Genomic DNA, 13,990 nt, shown 5'->3' with positions numbered 1-13,990 from the left:
GTCAAGAGTTTTTGGCACCGTTTTGGTGAGCGGATTTCTTTTGCCTATTGAAAGGCAAGGAAGATGCATCTCGAATCTATAACGACGCCCTTTGGGCGGCGGCCGTTGACGCGTGCTCAATTGAAACACCAAGCGACCGCGAATTCCGTCGCTGGGTCTCAGATTGTCGATAAGTGGAAAGTGTTCCGGCACATCGCCGAAGCTCGCTCAAAGCTTGGCCTTCAGGATCGGGCACTTGCAGTGCTGAACGCGCTTCTGTCATTTCTTCCAGGAACCGACATGGACCCCAAAGCGCCATTGGTCGTGTTTCCTTCAAACGAACAACTCTCGCTTCGCGCCCACGGCGTCTGCGCCAGAACGCTACGGAGAAGCATAGCCTCGCTTGTTGAGGCCGGACTGATCTGCCGGAACGATAGTCCAAACGGTAAACGCTATGCCCATCGTTCGCGCAGTGGCGAGATCGAATGTGCTTATGGCTTCGATCTGCGCCCTATGGCGTTACGGGCTACAGAGTTTGCCGAAATGGCAGCCAAAATCGTGGACGAAGCGATGCGCCTGAAGCGAACAAAGGAAGCGATAACAATTTGTCGCCGGGATCTGAGAAAGCTCCTGCAGTTCTACATCGACGAAACACGCTCGGAAGAACTCGTTGCGATTTCCTTGCGCCTGGATGAAATCCTGGCTCATCTTCCACGCCAGGCAACAGCGGCAAACTTGGAAGCGTCGTTGCGCGCGCTTGAAGCTCTGCGCTCTCAACTGCTCAACAGTCTGAATAACATCGAAAAACCGGTTAATACGTCCGCCAATGAGGGACAGGATGACCGCCACAAAGAGGAGTCAGAATCCGAATCCTATATTGAAAGAAGGACCGAAAACCCTTGCGGAGAAGGGACGCAGGCTCAGCTCCACACGAATACGCTCCAGCAGACCGTCGTCAAAGGAAGCCGCATCTCACTGGACGTGATCTTGAAAACGTGCCCCAAAATCCATGAATGCAGTCCTGCAAGACCCTTGAGGGACTTGATATCTCTGTCGCATGCCTGTGAAATTGCACGGGTGGTTCTGGGTATAGACAAGGAACAGTACCTTCGCTGCGTTCGGCTGAGCGGCGAACTGACAGCAAACATTCTTGTGTGCATCGTATACCAACGTCAGGAACAGATCAGATCACCGGGCGCTTATTTCTGCGAATTGCTCAAGCTCCTGATCTCGAATCGCCTTGATGCCGAACAGCTTCTGTTGTCGATGCTGAAACGGAGCTACACCACGGCGCAGGTTAAGCCAGTTCCATCCGAACAGCCAATCGCGGTCTCTCACCAACTTCTGAAGCTCTGTAGCCGAGGAGCACGTGCAGGGAGCACAGAGGAGAAAAGGATGGTTCGAATCAGCACAACAAACTAGAGTAACTCAGCTTGGAGCGTTTGAAGCGCTTGGGACGGTCGGTCAGCCTCGATACCAGCGAAAGCGGAATCCTAGTAGCGGACATTAAATGTCATTTCATGTCTGTTTAACGAGTTATTCACCATGACATCAACGGCTTGGCTTTCTTCCAAAATCGACGTCGATGGCTTGTTGAATGATCTAATATCCGCTGATGCTGCGCTGGTGCGACTTGACGAACGCCTCGGGAAATCGCCCATCCGGGAAGGCTTTCTTGAACGGTTTCATTTCCTCGATGCCTGTGCCTCTTTGTGGATCGATGGTGAACTGGTTCATCTGGAAGATCTCGTTTTGCATGATGCCTCCCAAGACAGCCGGACTCCCAGCCACGAGTTGACGATTGCAAACGACGTTCTTAGGCAACGCAGACGAATTGCGGCCAACAAGATTGACTGGGCGTTGACAGCCTCTGGCATCACTTCATTGCGTGGGAAAAGCCTCATGGAGGACACTCCACGGCTGGAACTGAAATCGCTGATGGTTGACGACGACCGCGAACAGGATGATCTGGACAGCAGCATCGCTGCCATGGATGCTTTGCTCGCAAAGAGTGAAGCCGTGCTGCATGATATCCGCTTCACCAAGCCAGAAGCCAAGGGAAACCTGATCTATGACGAAGATTGGGACGAGGAAGAGCGTCTCGGTGAATGGCTTCAGGTCGTTTCCAGAAATGCGCACTATCCCGCGCTGCTGCAATGTGTCATCGCCCTGGATAGCTGGAATACGCTCCAGGTTTTCCAGCATGGAAACTGGCTTGGGCGTTTGCTTGCCGCCTCACTGTTGCGACAGCGACATCTCGTTACGTGTCAGCATCTTCCCGCGCTGAACCTCAGTCTGAAATTGGTGAGCCGGGAAGATCGCACCACGCGCGATACGAATGTCCGACTTCGGAACCTTCTGGGTGGCATTCGTGCAATGGCAGAATTCGGGTTGAAAGAGCACGATAGACTGTCACTCGCGCATCAGATGATGTCCCGCCATCTGGTTGGACGACGATCATCTTCGAGGCTTCCGCAACTGATCAATCTTGTTTTGTCCAAACCGGTCGTTTCGACGGACATGGCTGCACGTCATTTGAAAATCACACAGCGTGCGGCATTGCGCCTGATCGAAGAACTCAACCTTCGGGAAGTCACGGGGCGAGGGCGTTTTCGCGCCTGGGGCATTCTGTAGCATGGCTGGGTTGAGACACTCGGGTTTCTGAGCCAGGCTCGCGCTTTACGCTTTCTACACGGTCCACAGGCTAGGAATGGCGCGGTGGCCCAAGTGTTCCGGGCCTTGCGAGAGGCTATGTCGAAGGTCAGGACGTTCGAAGCAGCAGATTTGGATGACGTTGCGAACTTGTTCCAGCGGCTTCTTCGAAAGACGTCGCAACCTGCAAACGACGACCTGAGATCCTACTTCCGCCAGATCTTTCTCGATAATGCGCGGCCTGAACCGGCTTTCAGATCACGGGTTCATCTGCGAGACGATGGAAGCGTATCGGGTTTTATCGGGGTTCTCCCGGTTTCGATGCAATTCAAGGACAGGCAGATCCTTGCACTTGATTGCGGGAGCTTTGTTTCCGATGATCGGGATGTCGATCCATTTGCGGGCGCACGCCTGTTGCGGGACGTTCTATCCGGTCCCCAGGATCTCTCCTTTACAGAGACTGCCAATGATATCTCGACAGAAATGTGGAAATCCATGCGGGCCACGGTCCTGGGGTCATACAGTCTCGGCTGGCTGAGGATCTTGCGTCCGGCATCATTCGCCATAGAGGCTGCGACAAACCATATGCGCGCTCTCAAAGTGATGAGGCCATTTGGCCAGGTGTTTGACGGCGTCCTGTCTCGCGCACTTGGGCCCTCAAGTTGGCTCGGCTACGAGCGGACACCGGGTAAGGCAGACGCCTTCTTGACCGAGCCGATTTCAGATTCGGACTTTGCCGAGCTGCTGCCAGGACTACTGACCCAGTACGCAATCCGACCCGTCTGGAGCAACGGACAACTGGAGGCGATGCTTCAGCATGCGACTCGCAAACGCAATTATGGAGAACGTCACCAGCGCGCCGTGAAAAATCGTGGTGGGAAGATCATCGGGCTCTATCTCTTTTATGGCAACAAGGGGGATATCGGCAGAACGGTTCAAGTCGTTTCGGAACCGGGCCTCGAGTCCATCGTCATCGATTGCCTGTTGAGAGATGCATCCGCCTTGGGGCTTGTGGCCATCCGAGGCGCCAGTCAGCCGAGTATCATTCAGGCGATGATCGGCAAGAAATGCGCATTCGTTCCTTCCGCGGCAACCATCGTTCATACGCATGATCGGGAACTTCTGGAGGCGCTGAAGAGCGGTCAGGCGTTTATCAACGGTCTGGTGGGCGAGGGCTGGACCCGGTTCATCGGCGACAGGTTCGAGTGATCCGTGATGTGCGCTATCGCAGGCTACTTTGGCGGAAACTTTTCAGGTGAAACCGGCGCTTCCTATCTGCATCTCATGCTCGACCATCTGAACCATCGCGGACCCGATGGAAATGGCATTCTGATCAATGGCGATGTCGGGCTGGCCCATGCGCGGCTCTCGATTGTCGGACTGGCAGATGGCGCTCAGCCTATGGTCAGCACGGATGGCAATCTTTCCATTTCCTACAATGGAGAGGTGTTCAACTACGTGGAATTGCGCCAGGAGCTGAACAGGAAAGGCCATAACCTCAGATCGAGCTCCGATACGGAGGTCCTTCTCGCGTCCTTCGGTGACAAGGGGCTGAATTGCCTTGCGGATCTTAATGGCGATTTTGCTTTCGCGATCCATGACAGATCCCGGCAACGCCTGATCCTTGCGCGAGACAGGATGGGCGTAAGACCCCTGTTCTACACACAATGTAACGGTGCGGTTTTCTTTGCTTCCGAAGTCCAGGCTTTGCTCGCACTGCCGGGCGTCTCCCATGAGCTGGATCCGATCGCTCTTGATCAAACCTTCACCCTGTGGTGCCCCATATCGCCGCGCACGGCCTATGCTGCGATCAAGGAGGTACCGCCCGGCCACGTCATGGTTCTGGAGGCGGGTATGCAGCGGGTCGATGCCTGGTGGAAGGCAGAATTCCCCGATCGATCCGATCTCGCAATCGACGCGTCTCCTGAAGACCAGCTCGAAGAGCTTGAAGCACTGCTGATGGACGCCATTCGCCTTCGGTTACGTGCGGATGTTCCGGTCGGAGCCTATCTGTCCGGCGGTCTGGATTCCTCCCTGCTGTCGGCATTGGCTGCCAAAATCCATGGCCACGAGCTTCGGACCTATTCGCTGCGTTTCGACAGTGTCGAACATGACGAAGGACGATGGCAGGAAATGATGGCGCAATCGATCGGCTCCCATCATGTCAGCGTAACGTCCTCGCATGACCAGATTCGGGATGACCTGCCGAGGGTCATGCGTTTGATACGTCAACCAATTCTACGCACCGCGCCGGTGCCGCTTCAGGGGCTTGCCCGGTCCGTCAGGGACGATGGCATGAAGGTTGTCCTCACAGGGGAGGGGGCTGACGAAATCTTTGCCGGTTACGACCTGTTTCGAGAGGCGAAGGTAAGGCGGTTCTGTGGCCGCCAACCGTCCTCGACGAGGCGTCCACGACTATTCCAACGTCTGTATTCTTACCTTCCGGGCGTTCAGCAGCAGACACCGGAATATCTGGCTCGCTTCTTCGGTGTCGGTTCGGAAGATCTTCAGGATCCGCTCTATTCTCATCGGCCGCGGTTCAAATCGACAGCATCGGCAAAGCTGTTCTTTTCTTCCGAACTTCGTGGGATCCTTGGCAATTATGATGCAGCGGAAGAACTGGCAAGCCAACTGCCGGAAGACTTCAGGCGCTGGCATCCTCTCAATCAGGCGCAGTATCTGGAGACTCGATATCTCTTGCCGGGTTACATCCTGTCAGCGCAGGGCGACCGGCCGATGATGGCCAACGCGGTGGAGGGGCGTTTTCCGTTTCTCGATCATCGCGTTGTCGAATTCGCCTCACGGCTGCACCCGGATCGCAAACTGAAGGGGTTGCGCGAGAAGCATATCCTGAAGGACGTTGCCCGCCGCCATATACCCGGCGGAATAATCGACAGGCCCAAACAGCCCTATCGCGCTCCCGATGCTGCCAGCTTCGCCAAACCAAAAGGTTCTGACTACCTCAGGACCGTCCTCTCGCCAGAAAAACTGAAAGCCTCTGCATTCTTCAATCCTGCTGCCGTCGGCAAACTTGTTGACAAGGCGATGCAGGGCGAAATTGCAAGCTTCAGAGATAACTCCGCATTCATCGGAATCTTGTCCACGCAGATCCTGGCCGTCGGAACGAGCGACAGCCTCTCCAATTCCAAGAACGGGACCGACCTCAATCATGTCAGATGACACCAAAGCCATCCTTCGCGCCTTCATTGTCGAGAACTTTCTCTTCGGCGACGAGTCACAGCCGCTGACGGCGGACACATCTCTCATCGACAGTGACTATGTGGACTCAACCGGTATCCTGGAGCTTGTGAGCTATCTGGAGGAGAGGTTCGGTATCAAGGTTGCAGATACCGACATCATTCCGGCAAATCTGGATAGCTTGGCCCGGATCACAGCATTCGTCGAGCGAAAGCAGGCAGGTTGACCGGTATATGACGCGGATCGAGCAGTATCTGGTTCACAGCGCACAGCTGCATGCGGGCAAGAACGCAATCATCTCAGATGGAATGCGACTGAGTTATGCTGATCTGCTCGATCGGTCCGCGCGATTGGCCCAGTCGCTCGCCAAAGGCGGCGTCGGCGAAGGTGATCGCGTTATCCTGTTTCTTGATAACGGCTGGGAGCTTGGTATAGCCGTGTTTGCAGTCTGGAGGGCGGGTGCCGTCATCTGTCCGGTCAACCCGTCAACGAAGCCAGCGCGTCTGCAACAGATCGTTCAGGATTGCCAACCATCTCTCATCATCACCGAGCCCAGGCTTGTCGGACACCTGGAGGCGATGGACGGAGGCATTCCTTGCATTGTCGCCGGGGAAGGTCGCAGCCTGAGACAGACGTTCGAGTCAGATCCATTGCCTTTCCTGTCGCGTTCGCCAGAGGCGCTGGCGGCCATTATCTACACCTCCGGCTCTACGGGATTGCCGAAAGGCGTGATGCTGTCCCATGCAAATCTCGACGCTGCCGTCACCTCCATCACATCCTATCTCGGAAACACCTCCGATGATGTTATTCTGGTGGTGCTGCCAATGTCATTCGGTTACGGGCTCAACCAGTTGATGAGTTCAGTGAAGGTCGGCGCGACGCTGGTTATCGAAAAATCCTTCGCCTTTCCGGAACAGATCTACCAGACCCTCGAGAGGGAGGGTGTAACGGGCTGGCCGATCGTTCCCTCGATCGCCGCGATCATGGTGCAGGCGCGTGAACTCGACCCCCGACGGTTTGCCAGTCTGCGCTATGTGACATGTGCCGCCGCGCCTTTGCCGCTTGCCCACCAGGATTGGCTTTGCGATTTCCTGCCGCACGCTGACCTCTTCATCATGTACGGCCAGACGGAATGTACGCGTGCAACGTGGTTGCCGCCCGCTCAACTCAACCAACGCCGGGGCTCGGTTGGAATAGCAATCCCCGGGGTGAAGTTGAAGATCGTCGACGAGGAGGGGAAATCTTTGGCCCCGGGCCACGTGGGTGAGCTTCTGGTTTGTGGACCGAACGTCATGCAGGGTTATTGGCGAAACGAAGAGGCCACTAGCCGCGCGCTTTCCATTGATCCGTCCACCGGAAAGCGCTGGCTGCGAACAGGTGATCTCTTTAGCGCCGATGAGGATGGTTTCGTCAGTTTTGTTTCGCGCATGGACGATGTCATCAAATGTCGCGGCGAGAAGGTTGCGCCGCGTCTGGTGGAAGAGGTGCTTTGCCAGATGCCTGGTGTTTCCGAGGCCGTTGCACTCGGCGTACCACATGATCTGCTCGGTCAGGCGATCAAGGCCGTCATCGTCAGCCAGGAGGCTCAGATGACGGCACGCGATGTTCAGCGATTTTGTGCCCGGCATCTTGAAGAGCATATGGTGCCGAAGCTCGTCGAGTTCAGAAACTCGCTACCAAAAACGCCTTCGGGCAAGGTCAGCCGCAGGCTCCTTATCGAGCCGGAACAGCCCATGGAGTAAGCTGAATGGGACACCAATCAAATCATATCCCTTCTTTTGCTCCGCTGATCCTGGATGCAAAGGCTGAAATTGAGGCGACTGCTAACTGGTTGCGCGAGCGACTTCGCACGGACCTGCGTAAACGCGGACTGGTGCTCGGTCTGTCCGGCGGTATCGATTCCAGCCTCTGCGCGGCCCTGGCTGTCGAGGCGCTCGGAGCAAAGAACGTTTTCGGAGTCTTCATGCCGGAGAATGACTCCGATCCGGAAAGTCTGCGTCTTGGTCAAAAGCTTGCCGCCCGGTTTGGCATCGAGACGATCATAGAGGATATTGGTCCCGCTCTTGCCGCAGCCGGATGCTATGAGCGGCGCGACGGCTTCATTCGTGAAGCGGTGCCGGAATATGGGCCCGGGTGGAGCTCCAAGATCGTCTTCGACAATCCGTTGACCAGTGGCGGCTACAATATCTCCTCGCTTGTTGTTCGGACACCGGACGGAGAGATGCAAAAGGTTCGGTTGAGCGCGAAGGCCTATCTCGGCATCGTGGCAGCAACAAACATGAAGCAGCGCACGCGCAAGCAGATCGAATACTACCATGCCGATCGTCTGAACTTTGCTGTTCTGGGAACCCCCAACCGGCTCGAATACGATCAGGGTTTCTTCGTCAAGAATGGCGACGGAGCTGCTGACATCAAGCCAATCGCGCATCTGTACAAAAGTCAGGTGTTTCAATTAGCAGCCGAACTCGGCGTGCCGGAGGAAATCTTGTCCAGACCGCCTACAACGGACACTTACTCGCTACCTCAGACGCAGGAAGAGTTCTACTTTGCGCTGCCATACCAGAAGATGGATATCTGCCTCTTCGGTCTGGAAAGCGATTTGTCTTCGCAAGAGGTCGCTGGTGCAGTCGGCTTGTCTCCCAAGCAGGTCGACCTGGTCTGGCAGGATATAAAGGCGAAGCGCAAGGTCGCCCGATATCTCCACGCAGCACCGCTGACGCGGCTTTGATCGGAATGATGAAAATTAAGGCATTATCGTTGATGCCTTAATTTTCATCGATTGATCTTGTCAACCATGTTGCGTTGCGGCATGGTTGCGGCCATGAACCATCTCGACCTCACCATTCTTGTCATCGATGAAAACGCTGTCCGTGCAGCGATCATCGATGAAGGTTTGCGCGAGGCTGGGCATCACCGCGTCACTGTCGTTCATGAAGTTCACGGCATCGCCCGGTTGATCGAGAATCTGAAGCCCGACGTCATCATTATAGATATCGAAAATCCCAACCGCGACATGATGGAGCATCTGTTCCAACTGACGCGTTCGATCAGCCGGCCGATTGCCATGTTTGTCGATCGTTCGGATACGGCCTCCATCGAAGCAGCAGTCGATGCCGGCGTATCCGCTTACATCGTCGACGGGCTACGGAAGGAACGGGTCAAGCCCATCCTCGATATGGCGGTGTCTCGCTTCAACGTCTTCAACCGTTTGCAGCGAGAATTGGCAGAGGCTAGATCGGCGCTGGAAGAGCGCAAGGTCATTGAGCGCGCGAAGGGCATTCTGATGAAGATGCGTAATCTTTCCGAAGAGGAAGCCTTCACGCTTCTGCGTCAGACAGCGATGAATGAAAAGAAGCGATTGGCAGACATTGCCCAGTCGGTCGTGACTGCGGCCGGGATGTTGCTGTGATGACAGTTGATCGCGGCACGTCAAAACCTAAGGGCGCGCAATGTACAGGATGACGAACGTGCCGGACAGCAAAAGCAATCTCACGGCTCCATCTTTGGGCGGAGAGCCTCAGCAGAAGGTCCTGCGAGCCGGTTTCATTCCCTTGATGGATGCCTCCGTCCTGATTGCTGCGGTCGAGATGAGCTTTGCTCAGCGCGAAGGTCTTTCCATCGAATTGGTTCGGGATGTCTCCTGGGCTAATGTGCGCGATCGTCTTGCTTTCCGGCAATTTGACATTGCCCATATGCTGTCTCCCATGCCGGTCGCGGCAAGCCTCGAGCTGGGCTCCAATCCATCGCCGACGATGACACCGTTCTCGCTTGGGAGAGGTGGCAATGCCATAACGCTGTCCACGCGTCTGTTCGAGAGGATGCAAGCCATTACCGGGTTGGGAGAAGACGCATCCGCTTTGGGAAATGCCCAGGCGCTTGCGGCGGTTCTCGCTGATATGCGTGATAGAGGCGAGAGCCCACCGACACTGGGCATGACTTACCCGTTCTCGTCGCACAATTACGAGTTCCGCTATTGGTTGGCAGCAGGAGGCATCAATCCGGATCGTGACGTCAAAATGGTCGTCGTGCCGCCGCCGCTGACATCAGATGCTCTGGAGGCTGGTGCTATCGACGGGTTCTGTGTTGGTGCACCCTGGAACATGGTGGCGTCCGAACGCGGGGTCGGGCGTATCGTTGCCGCCAAGCAGGATATCTGGCCCTCGGCACCGGAAAAGGTGATTGGCATGCGCCCGGAATGGGCGGAGGCCAACAGAGACACTGTTCTGCGTCTGATCATTGCACTGGATCAAGCCGCGCGATGGTGCGACGAACCGGCAAACCACGCGCATCTCGCGGAAATCCTGTCGGCTGACCGTTACATCGCAGCGCCCGTCGAGATTATCCGTCAGGTTCTCGCAGGCCGCTTCTCGCTGGATGCCAAGGGAAATCGCCGCATCATTCCAAACTATTTTACCTTCCACCGCCAGGGCGCCAACATTCCGCTGCCGCGTCAGGCGCTCTGGATCTTCAGTCAGATGGTGCGTTGGGGCCAAGTGCGATTCTCTCAACAGGCCGCGGATGCTGCTGCATCGGCATTCCGGCCAGATCTCTATCAAGCCGCGCTCGGGCAGGTCGGCGATCATGACGGCGATCTCGCGCCTGCGGGAAGCGAGCCCGACGATATTTTCATGGACGGCAAGATTTTCGATCCGGCCGCCATCGAGGCTTACGTCAAAAGCTTTGCGGTGCGGGCAGAGGAGAATGGGACGCTGCCGTCGACGCTGGAAACTTGAGGCCTCCTCTTGCTGCGCCTGCTCAGAATGGCAGCAGCTGACCAAGCTCGACGCTTCCAAATTAGGCACACGGACGAGTGCCCAAATTTTGGATCGTCCACTTCAAATCGAAAATAATTCAATCTTTACAGTGTCATGTATTTGACTGCCAGAACTGGCACGCAGCTTGCAAGGATAACAACGCACCGGTCAATGGCGATCGGCAGGCAGATGAGCGTCCGACAGGGCATCATATAGATCATCAGACAACGACGTCGCAGGCTTCCTTGCCGTCCGGCTCCTCCCGCCCGGATGCTGCATTCAAGCACGCGGCGTTTTTTCGTTTTGGCACTCCGTCACAGAGGGGAATGAAAAAAATGACGAAGGCATCCGATACCGGCATCAGCCGCCGTACGATTTTGAAGACGTCCGCGACCGCCGCCCTTCTTGGCGCAGTCAAGACCGCATTTCCCTCGGGAGCATTTGCGCAAGGGGCAGGCCCTGAAACAACCAAAGCCGTACTGGGCTTCATCGCATTGACTGATTCCGCGCCGCTGATCGTCGCAAAGGAAAAGGGACTTTTCGCCAAGCACGGAATGCCGGATGTCGAAGTCGTCAAACAGGCCTCCTGGGGCACGACGCGAGACAACCTCGTTCTCGGATCCGCAGGCAGCGGCATTGATGGTGCCCATATCCTCACCCCCATGCCCTACCTCATCTCTACCGGCAAGGTGACCCAGAACAACCAGCCCTTGCCCATGGTTATCCTGTCGCGTCTCAACCTCGATGCGCAGGCCATCTCTGTGGGTTCTGCCTATGCGGACCTCAAGGTCGGGCTCGATTCAGGAGCGCTGAAGGAAGCCTTTGCCAAAAAGAAAGCTGCCGGTACGCCTGCCAAGGTTGCCATGACCTTCCCCGGTGGCACGCATGACCTCTGGATCCGTTACTGGCTGGCTGCTGGTGGCATCGACCCGGACAAGGATGTGGAAACGATCGTTGTTCCCCCGCCGCAGATGGTGGCCAACATGAAGGTTGGCACCATGGACTGTTTCTGCGTGGGCGAGCCGTGGAACGAACAACTGGTCAATCAGGGCATCGGCTACACGGCGGTCAACACCGCTGAGATCTGGAACAAGCATCCGGAAAAATCCTTCGCCATGCGCGCCGACTGGGTGGAGAAGAACCCGCGTGCGACGAAAGCGCTCTTGATGGCCGTTCTGGAAGCGGCGCAGTGGTGCGACGACATGAAGAACAAGGATGAACTGGCCGAAATCGTCGGCAAGCGCAGCTGGTTCAACGTTCCGCCGAAGGACATTACCGACCGCATCAAGGGTAAATACAATTACGGCAACGGCAAGCTGGTCGAAAACAGCCCGCACTTCATGAAGTTCTGGAGAGACCACGCCTCCTATCCCTACCAGAGCCATGACGCCTGGTTCCTGACGGAAGACATCCGCTGGGGCAAGTTCGAGCCAACGCTCGATATCAAGGCGCTCATCTCCAAGGTCAATCGCGAAGAACTCTGGCGTGACGCCGCAAAGGCCCTCGGCGTGTCCGACATGCCCGCCTCGACATCCCGCGGCAAGGAAACCTTCTTCGACGGCAAGGTCTTCGATCCGGAAAATCCGGCTGCCTACCTGAAGAGCCTCAGCATTTCCCGCATGGCCTGAGCAAACCTGCTTCGAGGGCGCCGATTGCATGCGCCCTCGCACTCGGAATTCAACAAAGGAAAGCGGCCATGTCCGTTACGCAACTGAACATCAAGGAAAGCAAGCAGGTCAGCCCGAAAGCACAGGTGGTGGCCTTTTCTCCTGCCAAGCCGACAAGGTCGATTGCCTCGAAGGTGATCGAAAAGGCTCGCCGCCTGAATGCGACTGTCCTGCCGCCGCTTCTGACGCTCGCGCTTCTGGTGCTTGCCTGGGAAATCCTCTGTTCCTCGCCAACCTCAAGCCTTCCGTCTCCGAGCCGTGTGCTCAGCGAAAGCTGGGAACTGATCATTCACCCGTTCCATGTGGGGCAGGGGGTTGATCAGGGGATGTTCTGGCATATCGCCGCGAGCCTTCAGCGTGTTGCGCTGGGCTATGCGCTGGCCGCTATCGCCGGCATCGCGCTCGGTGTTCTCGTCGGTCAGAGCCAATGGGCGATGCGGGGCCTGGACCCAATCTTCCAGATCCTTCGTACCGTTCCACCGCTCGCCTGGTTGCCCCTGTCGCTTGCCGCCTTCCGGGATGGGAATCCATCCGCAATCTTCGTCATCTTCATTACAGCAATCTGGCCGGTCATCATCAATACGGCTGTGGGCATCCGCAACATTCCGCAGGATTACCAGAACGTCGCCAAGGTGTTGCGACTCAACGGTTTCGAATATTTCGGCAAAATCATGCTGCCTGCAGCAGCGCCCTACATCTTCACCGGCCTGCGTATCGGCATCGGCCTCTCCTGGCTTGCCATCGTTGCAGCGGAAATGCTGATCGGTGGCGTCGGCATCGGCTTCTTCATCTGGGACGCTTGGAACTCGTCTCTGATCAGCGACATCATCGTGGCGCTTGTCTATGTCGGCGTCGTCGGTTTCCTGCTCGACCGCCTCATTGCTTTCGTCGGGCGCCTCGTCACCCGCGGCACTGCCAACGCCTGAAGGATCACGACCATGGCACAATCCTATCTCTCGCTGGAATTCATCGACAAGACCTTCGAGCGCAACGGCACCAAAAGCGAAGTGCTGAAGCAGGTCTCGCTCGGCGTCGACAAGGGTGAGTTCGTTTCCATCATCGGTCATTCCGGCTGTGGCAAATCCACCGTCCTCAACATCATCGCTGGATTGATCGACGCTACATCCGGTGCCGTTTTCCTGGATGGAAAGCATGTCGATGCACCCGGTCCGGAGCGCGCGGTCGTGTTCCAGAACCACTCGCTTCTACCGTGGCTCTCGGTCTACGAAAACATCAACCTTGCCGTCTCCAAGGTCTTTCGTGGCAAGAAGAGCAAGTCCGAGCAGCATGACTGGGTGATGCACAATCTCGATCTCGTGCAGATGGCGCATGCGAAGGACAAACGTCCGGCAGAAATTTCCGGCGGCATGAAGCAGCGCGTCGGTATTGCCCGCGCGCTCGCCATGGAGCCGAAGGTGCTGCTGCTGGATGAGCCTTTCGGTGCGCTGGATGCGCTGACCCGCGCCCATCTGCAGGATGCGGTGATGGAGATCCATGCGCGCCTCGGCAATACCATGATCATGATCACACACGATGTGGACGAGGCGGTTCTTCTCTCCGACCGCATCGTCATGATGACCAATGGTCCGGCAGCAAAAATCGGCGAGGTGCTGGAAGTTCCCATTCCCCGTCCCCGCAACCGCATCGAGCTGGCGTCTGACCGCACCTATCTTAAGTGCCGTGAGGCCGTTTTGAAATTCCTCTACGAGCGTCACCGCTTCGTGGAAGCGGCGGAGTAAG

12 protein-coding genes are annotated in these 13,990 nt (G+C 56.6%); all 12 read left to right on the top strand.

Annotated elements, in window-relative coordinates:
- The first annotated feature begins 63 nt into the window (after positions 1-63).
- The 12 genes from repC (at position 64) to ASD54_RS23940 (ending at position 13,989) form a co-directional block, all read left to right on the top strand.
- Positions 64-1,401, top strand: a complete 1,338-nt coding sequence (gene repC / locus ASD54_RS23995; RefSeq protein WP_062557107.1) for a plasmid replication protein RepC — start codon at positions 64-66, stop codon at positions 1,399-1,401.
- A gap of 123 nt (positions 1,402-1,524) precedes the next feature.
- Positions 1,525-2,613 (top strand): RHE_PE00001 family protein, encoded by a 1,089-nt coding sequence (locus tag ASD54_RS23990; RefSeq protein WP_062557106.1) that lies wholly within the window; start codon positions 1,525-1,527, stop codon positions 2,611-2,613.
- An 84-nt stretch (positions 2,614-2,697) separates the two neighbouring features.
- Positions 2,698-3,840 (top strand): hypothetical protein, encoded by a 1,143-nt coding sequence (locus ASD54_RS23985; protein ID WP_244484839.1) that lies wholly within the window; start codon positions 2,698-2,700, stop codon positions 3,838-3,840.
- Positions 3,841-3,846: 6 nt separating this feature from the next.
- On the top strand, positions 3,847-5,811 hold the full coding sequence (gene asnB / locus ASD54_RS23980) for an asparagine synthase (glutamine-hydrolyzing) (protein ID WP_062557104.1): 1,965 nt from the start codon (positions 3,847-3,849) through the stop codon (positions 5,809-5,811).
- Entirely contained in the window at positions 5,801-6,055 is a 255-nt protein-coding gene (locus ASD54_RS23975; protein WP_062557103.1) for an acyl carrier protein, read from the top strand. Before asnB ends, ASD54_RS23975 begins: the two co-directional genes overlap by 11 nt.
- A 7-nt stretch (positions 6,056-6,062) precedes the next feature.
- Positions 6,063-7,571: a class I adenylate-forming enzyme family protein gene (locus ASD54_RS23970; RefSeq protein ID WP_062557102.1), complete on the top strand. Its 1,509-nt coding sequence runs from the start codon at positions 6,063-6,065 to the stop codon at positions 7,569-7,571.
- A 5-nt stretch (positions 7,572-7,576) separates the two neighbouring features.
- Positions 7,577-8,557 carry an NAD(+) synthase gene (nadE, locus tag ASD54_RS23965; RefSeq protein WP_062557101.1) on the top strand — a complete coding sequence of 327 codons (981 nt, stop codon included), beginning with the start codon at positions 7,577-7,579 and terminating at the stop codon, positions 8,555-8,557.
- Positions 8,558-8,650: 93 nt separating this feature from the next.
- The gene (locus ASD54_RS23960) at positions 8,651-9,238 is read left to right on the top strand and encodes an ANTAR domain-containing response regulator (protein WP_062557191.1); all 588 of its coding nucleotides are present in this window, start codon (positions 8,651-8,653) and stop codon (positions 9,236-9,238) included.
- A gap of 58 nt (positions 9,239-9,296) precedes the next feature.
- Positions 9,297-10,562: a CmpA/NrtA family ABC transporter substrate-binding protein gene (locus ASD54_RS23955; protein WP_244484838.1), complete on the top strand. Its 1,266-nt coding sequence runs from the start codon at positions 9,297-9,299 to the stop codon at positions 10,560-10,562.
- A 356-nt stretch (positions 10,563-10,918) separates the two neighbouring features.
- Positions 10,919-12,211: a CmpA/NrtA family ABC transporter substrate-binding protein gene (locus tag ASD54_RS23950; RefSeq protein WP_062557099.1), complete on the top strand. Its 1,293-nt coding sequence runs from the start codon at positions 10,919-10,921 to the stop codon at positions 12,209-12,211.
- A gap of 68 nt (positions 12,212-12,279) precedes the next feature.
- Positions 12,280-13,176, top strand: coding sequence for a nitrate ABC transporter permease (ntrB, locus tag ASD54_RS23945; RefSeq protein WP_082547367.1), 897 nt, complete (start codon positions 12,280-12,282; stop codon positions 13,174-13,176).
- Positions 13,177-13,188: 12 nt separating this feature from the next.
- Positions 13,189-13,989 (top strand): ABC transporter ATP-binding protein, encoded by an 801-nt coding sequence (locus ASD54_RS23940; RefSeq protein ID WP_062557098.1) that lies wholly within the window; start codon positions 13,189-13,191, stop codon positions 13,987-13,989.
- Position 13,990: the final 1 nt, after the last annotated feature.

Source organism: Rhizobium sp. Root149, assembly GCF_001427345.1.
GTDB lineage: Bacteria > Pseudomonadota > Alphaproteobacteria > Rhizobiales > Rhizobiaceae > Neorhizobium > Neorhizobium rhizoryzae.
This window is presented reverse-complemented; position numbering and strand designations above follow the sequence as displayed.

What these genes read in the sequence shown, in the direction of transcription:
- ASD54_RS23990 (WP_062557106.1), top strand. Translation starts at nt 1,525, where the DNA reads ATGACATCAACGGCTTGGCTTTCTTCCAAAATCGACGTCGATGGCTTG.
- nadE (WP_062557101.1), top strand. Translation starts at nt 7,577, where the DNA reads ATGGGACACCAATCAAATCATATCCCTTCTTTTGCTCCGCTGATCCTG.
- ASD54_RS23940 (WP_062557098.1), top strand. Translation starts at nt 13,189, where the DNA reads ATGGCACAATCCTATCTCTCGCTGGAATTCATCGACAAGACCTTCGAG.
- repC (WP_062557107.1), top strand. Translation starts at nt 64, where the DNA reads ATGCATCTCGAATCTATAACGACGCCCTTTGGGCGGCGGCCGTTGACG.
- ASD54_RS23950 (WP_062557099.1), top strand. Translation starts at nt 10,919, where the DNA reads ATGACGAAGGCATCCGATACCGGCATCAGCCGCCGTACGATTTTGAAG.
- asnB (WP_062557104.1), top strand. Translation starts at nt 3,847, where the DNA reads ATGTGCGCTATCGCAGGCTACTTTGGCGGAAACTTTTCAGGTGAAACC.
- ASD54_RS23975 (WP_062557103.1), top strand. Translation starts at nt 5,801, where the DNA reads ATGTCAGATGACACCAAAGCCATCCTTCGCGCCTTCATTGTCGAGAAC.
- ASD54_RS23970 (WP_062557102.1), top strand. Translation starts at nt 6,063, where the DNA reads ATGACGCGGATCGAGCAGTATCTGGTTCACAGCGCACAGCTGCATGCG.
- ASD54_RS23960 (WP_062557191.1), top strand. Translation starts at nt 8,651, where the DNA reads ATGAACCATCTCGACCTCACCATTCTTGTCATCGATGAAAACGCTGTC.
- ntrB (WP_082547367.1), top strand. Translation starts at nt 12,280, where the DNA reads ATGTCCGTTACGCAACTGAACATCAAGGAAAGCAAGCAGGTCAGCCCG.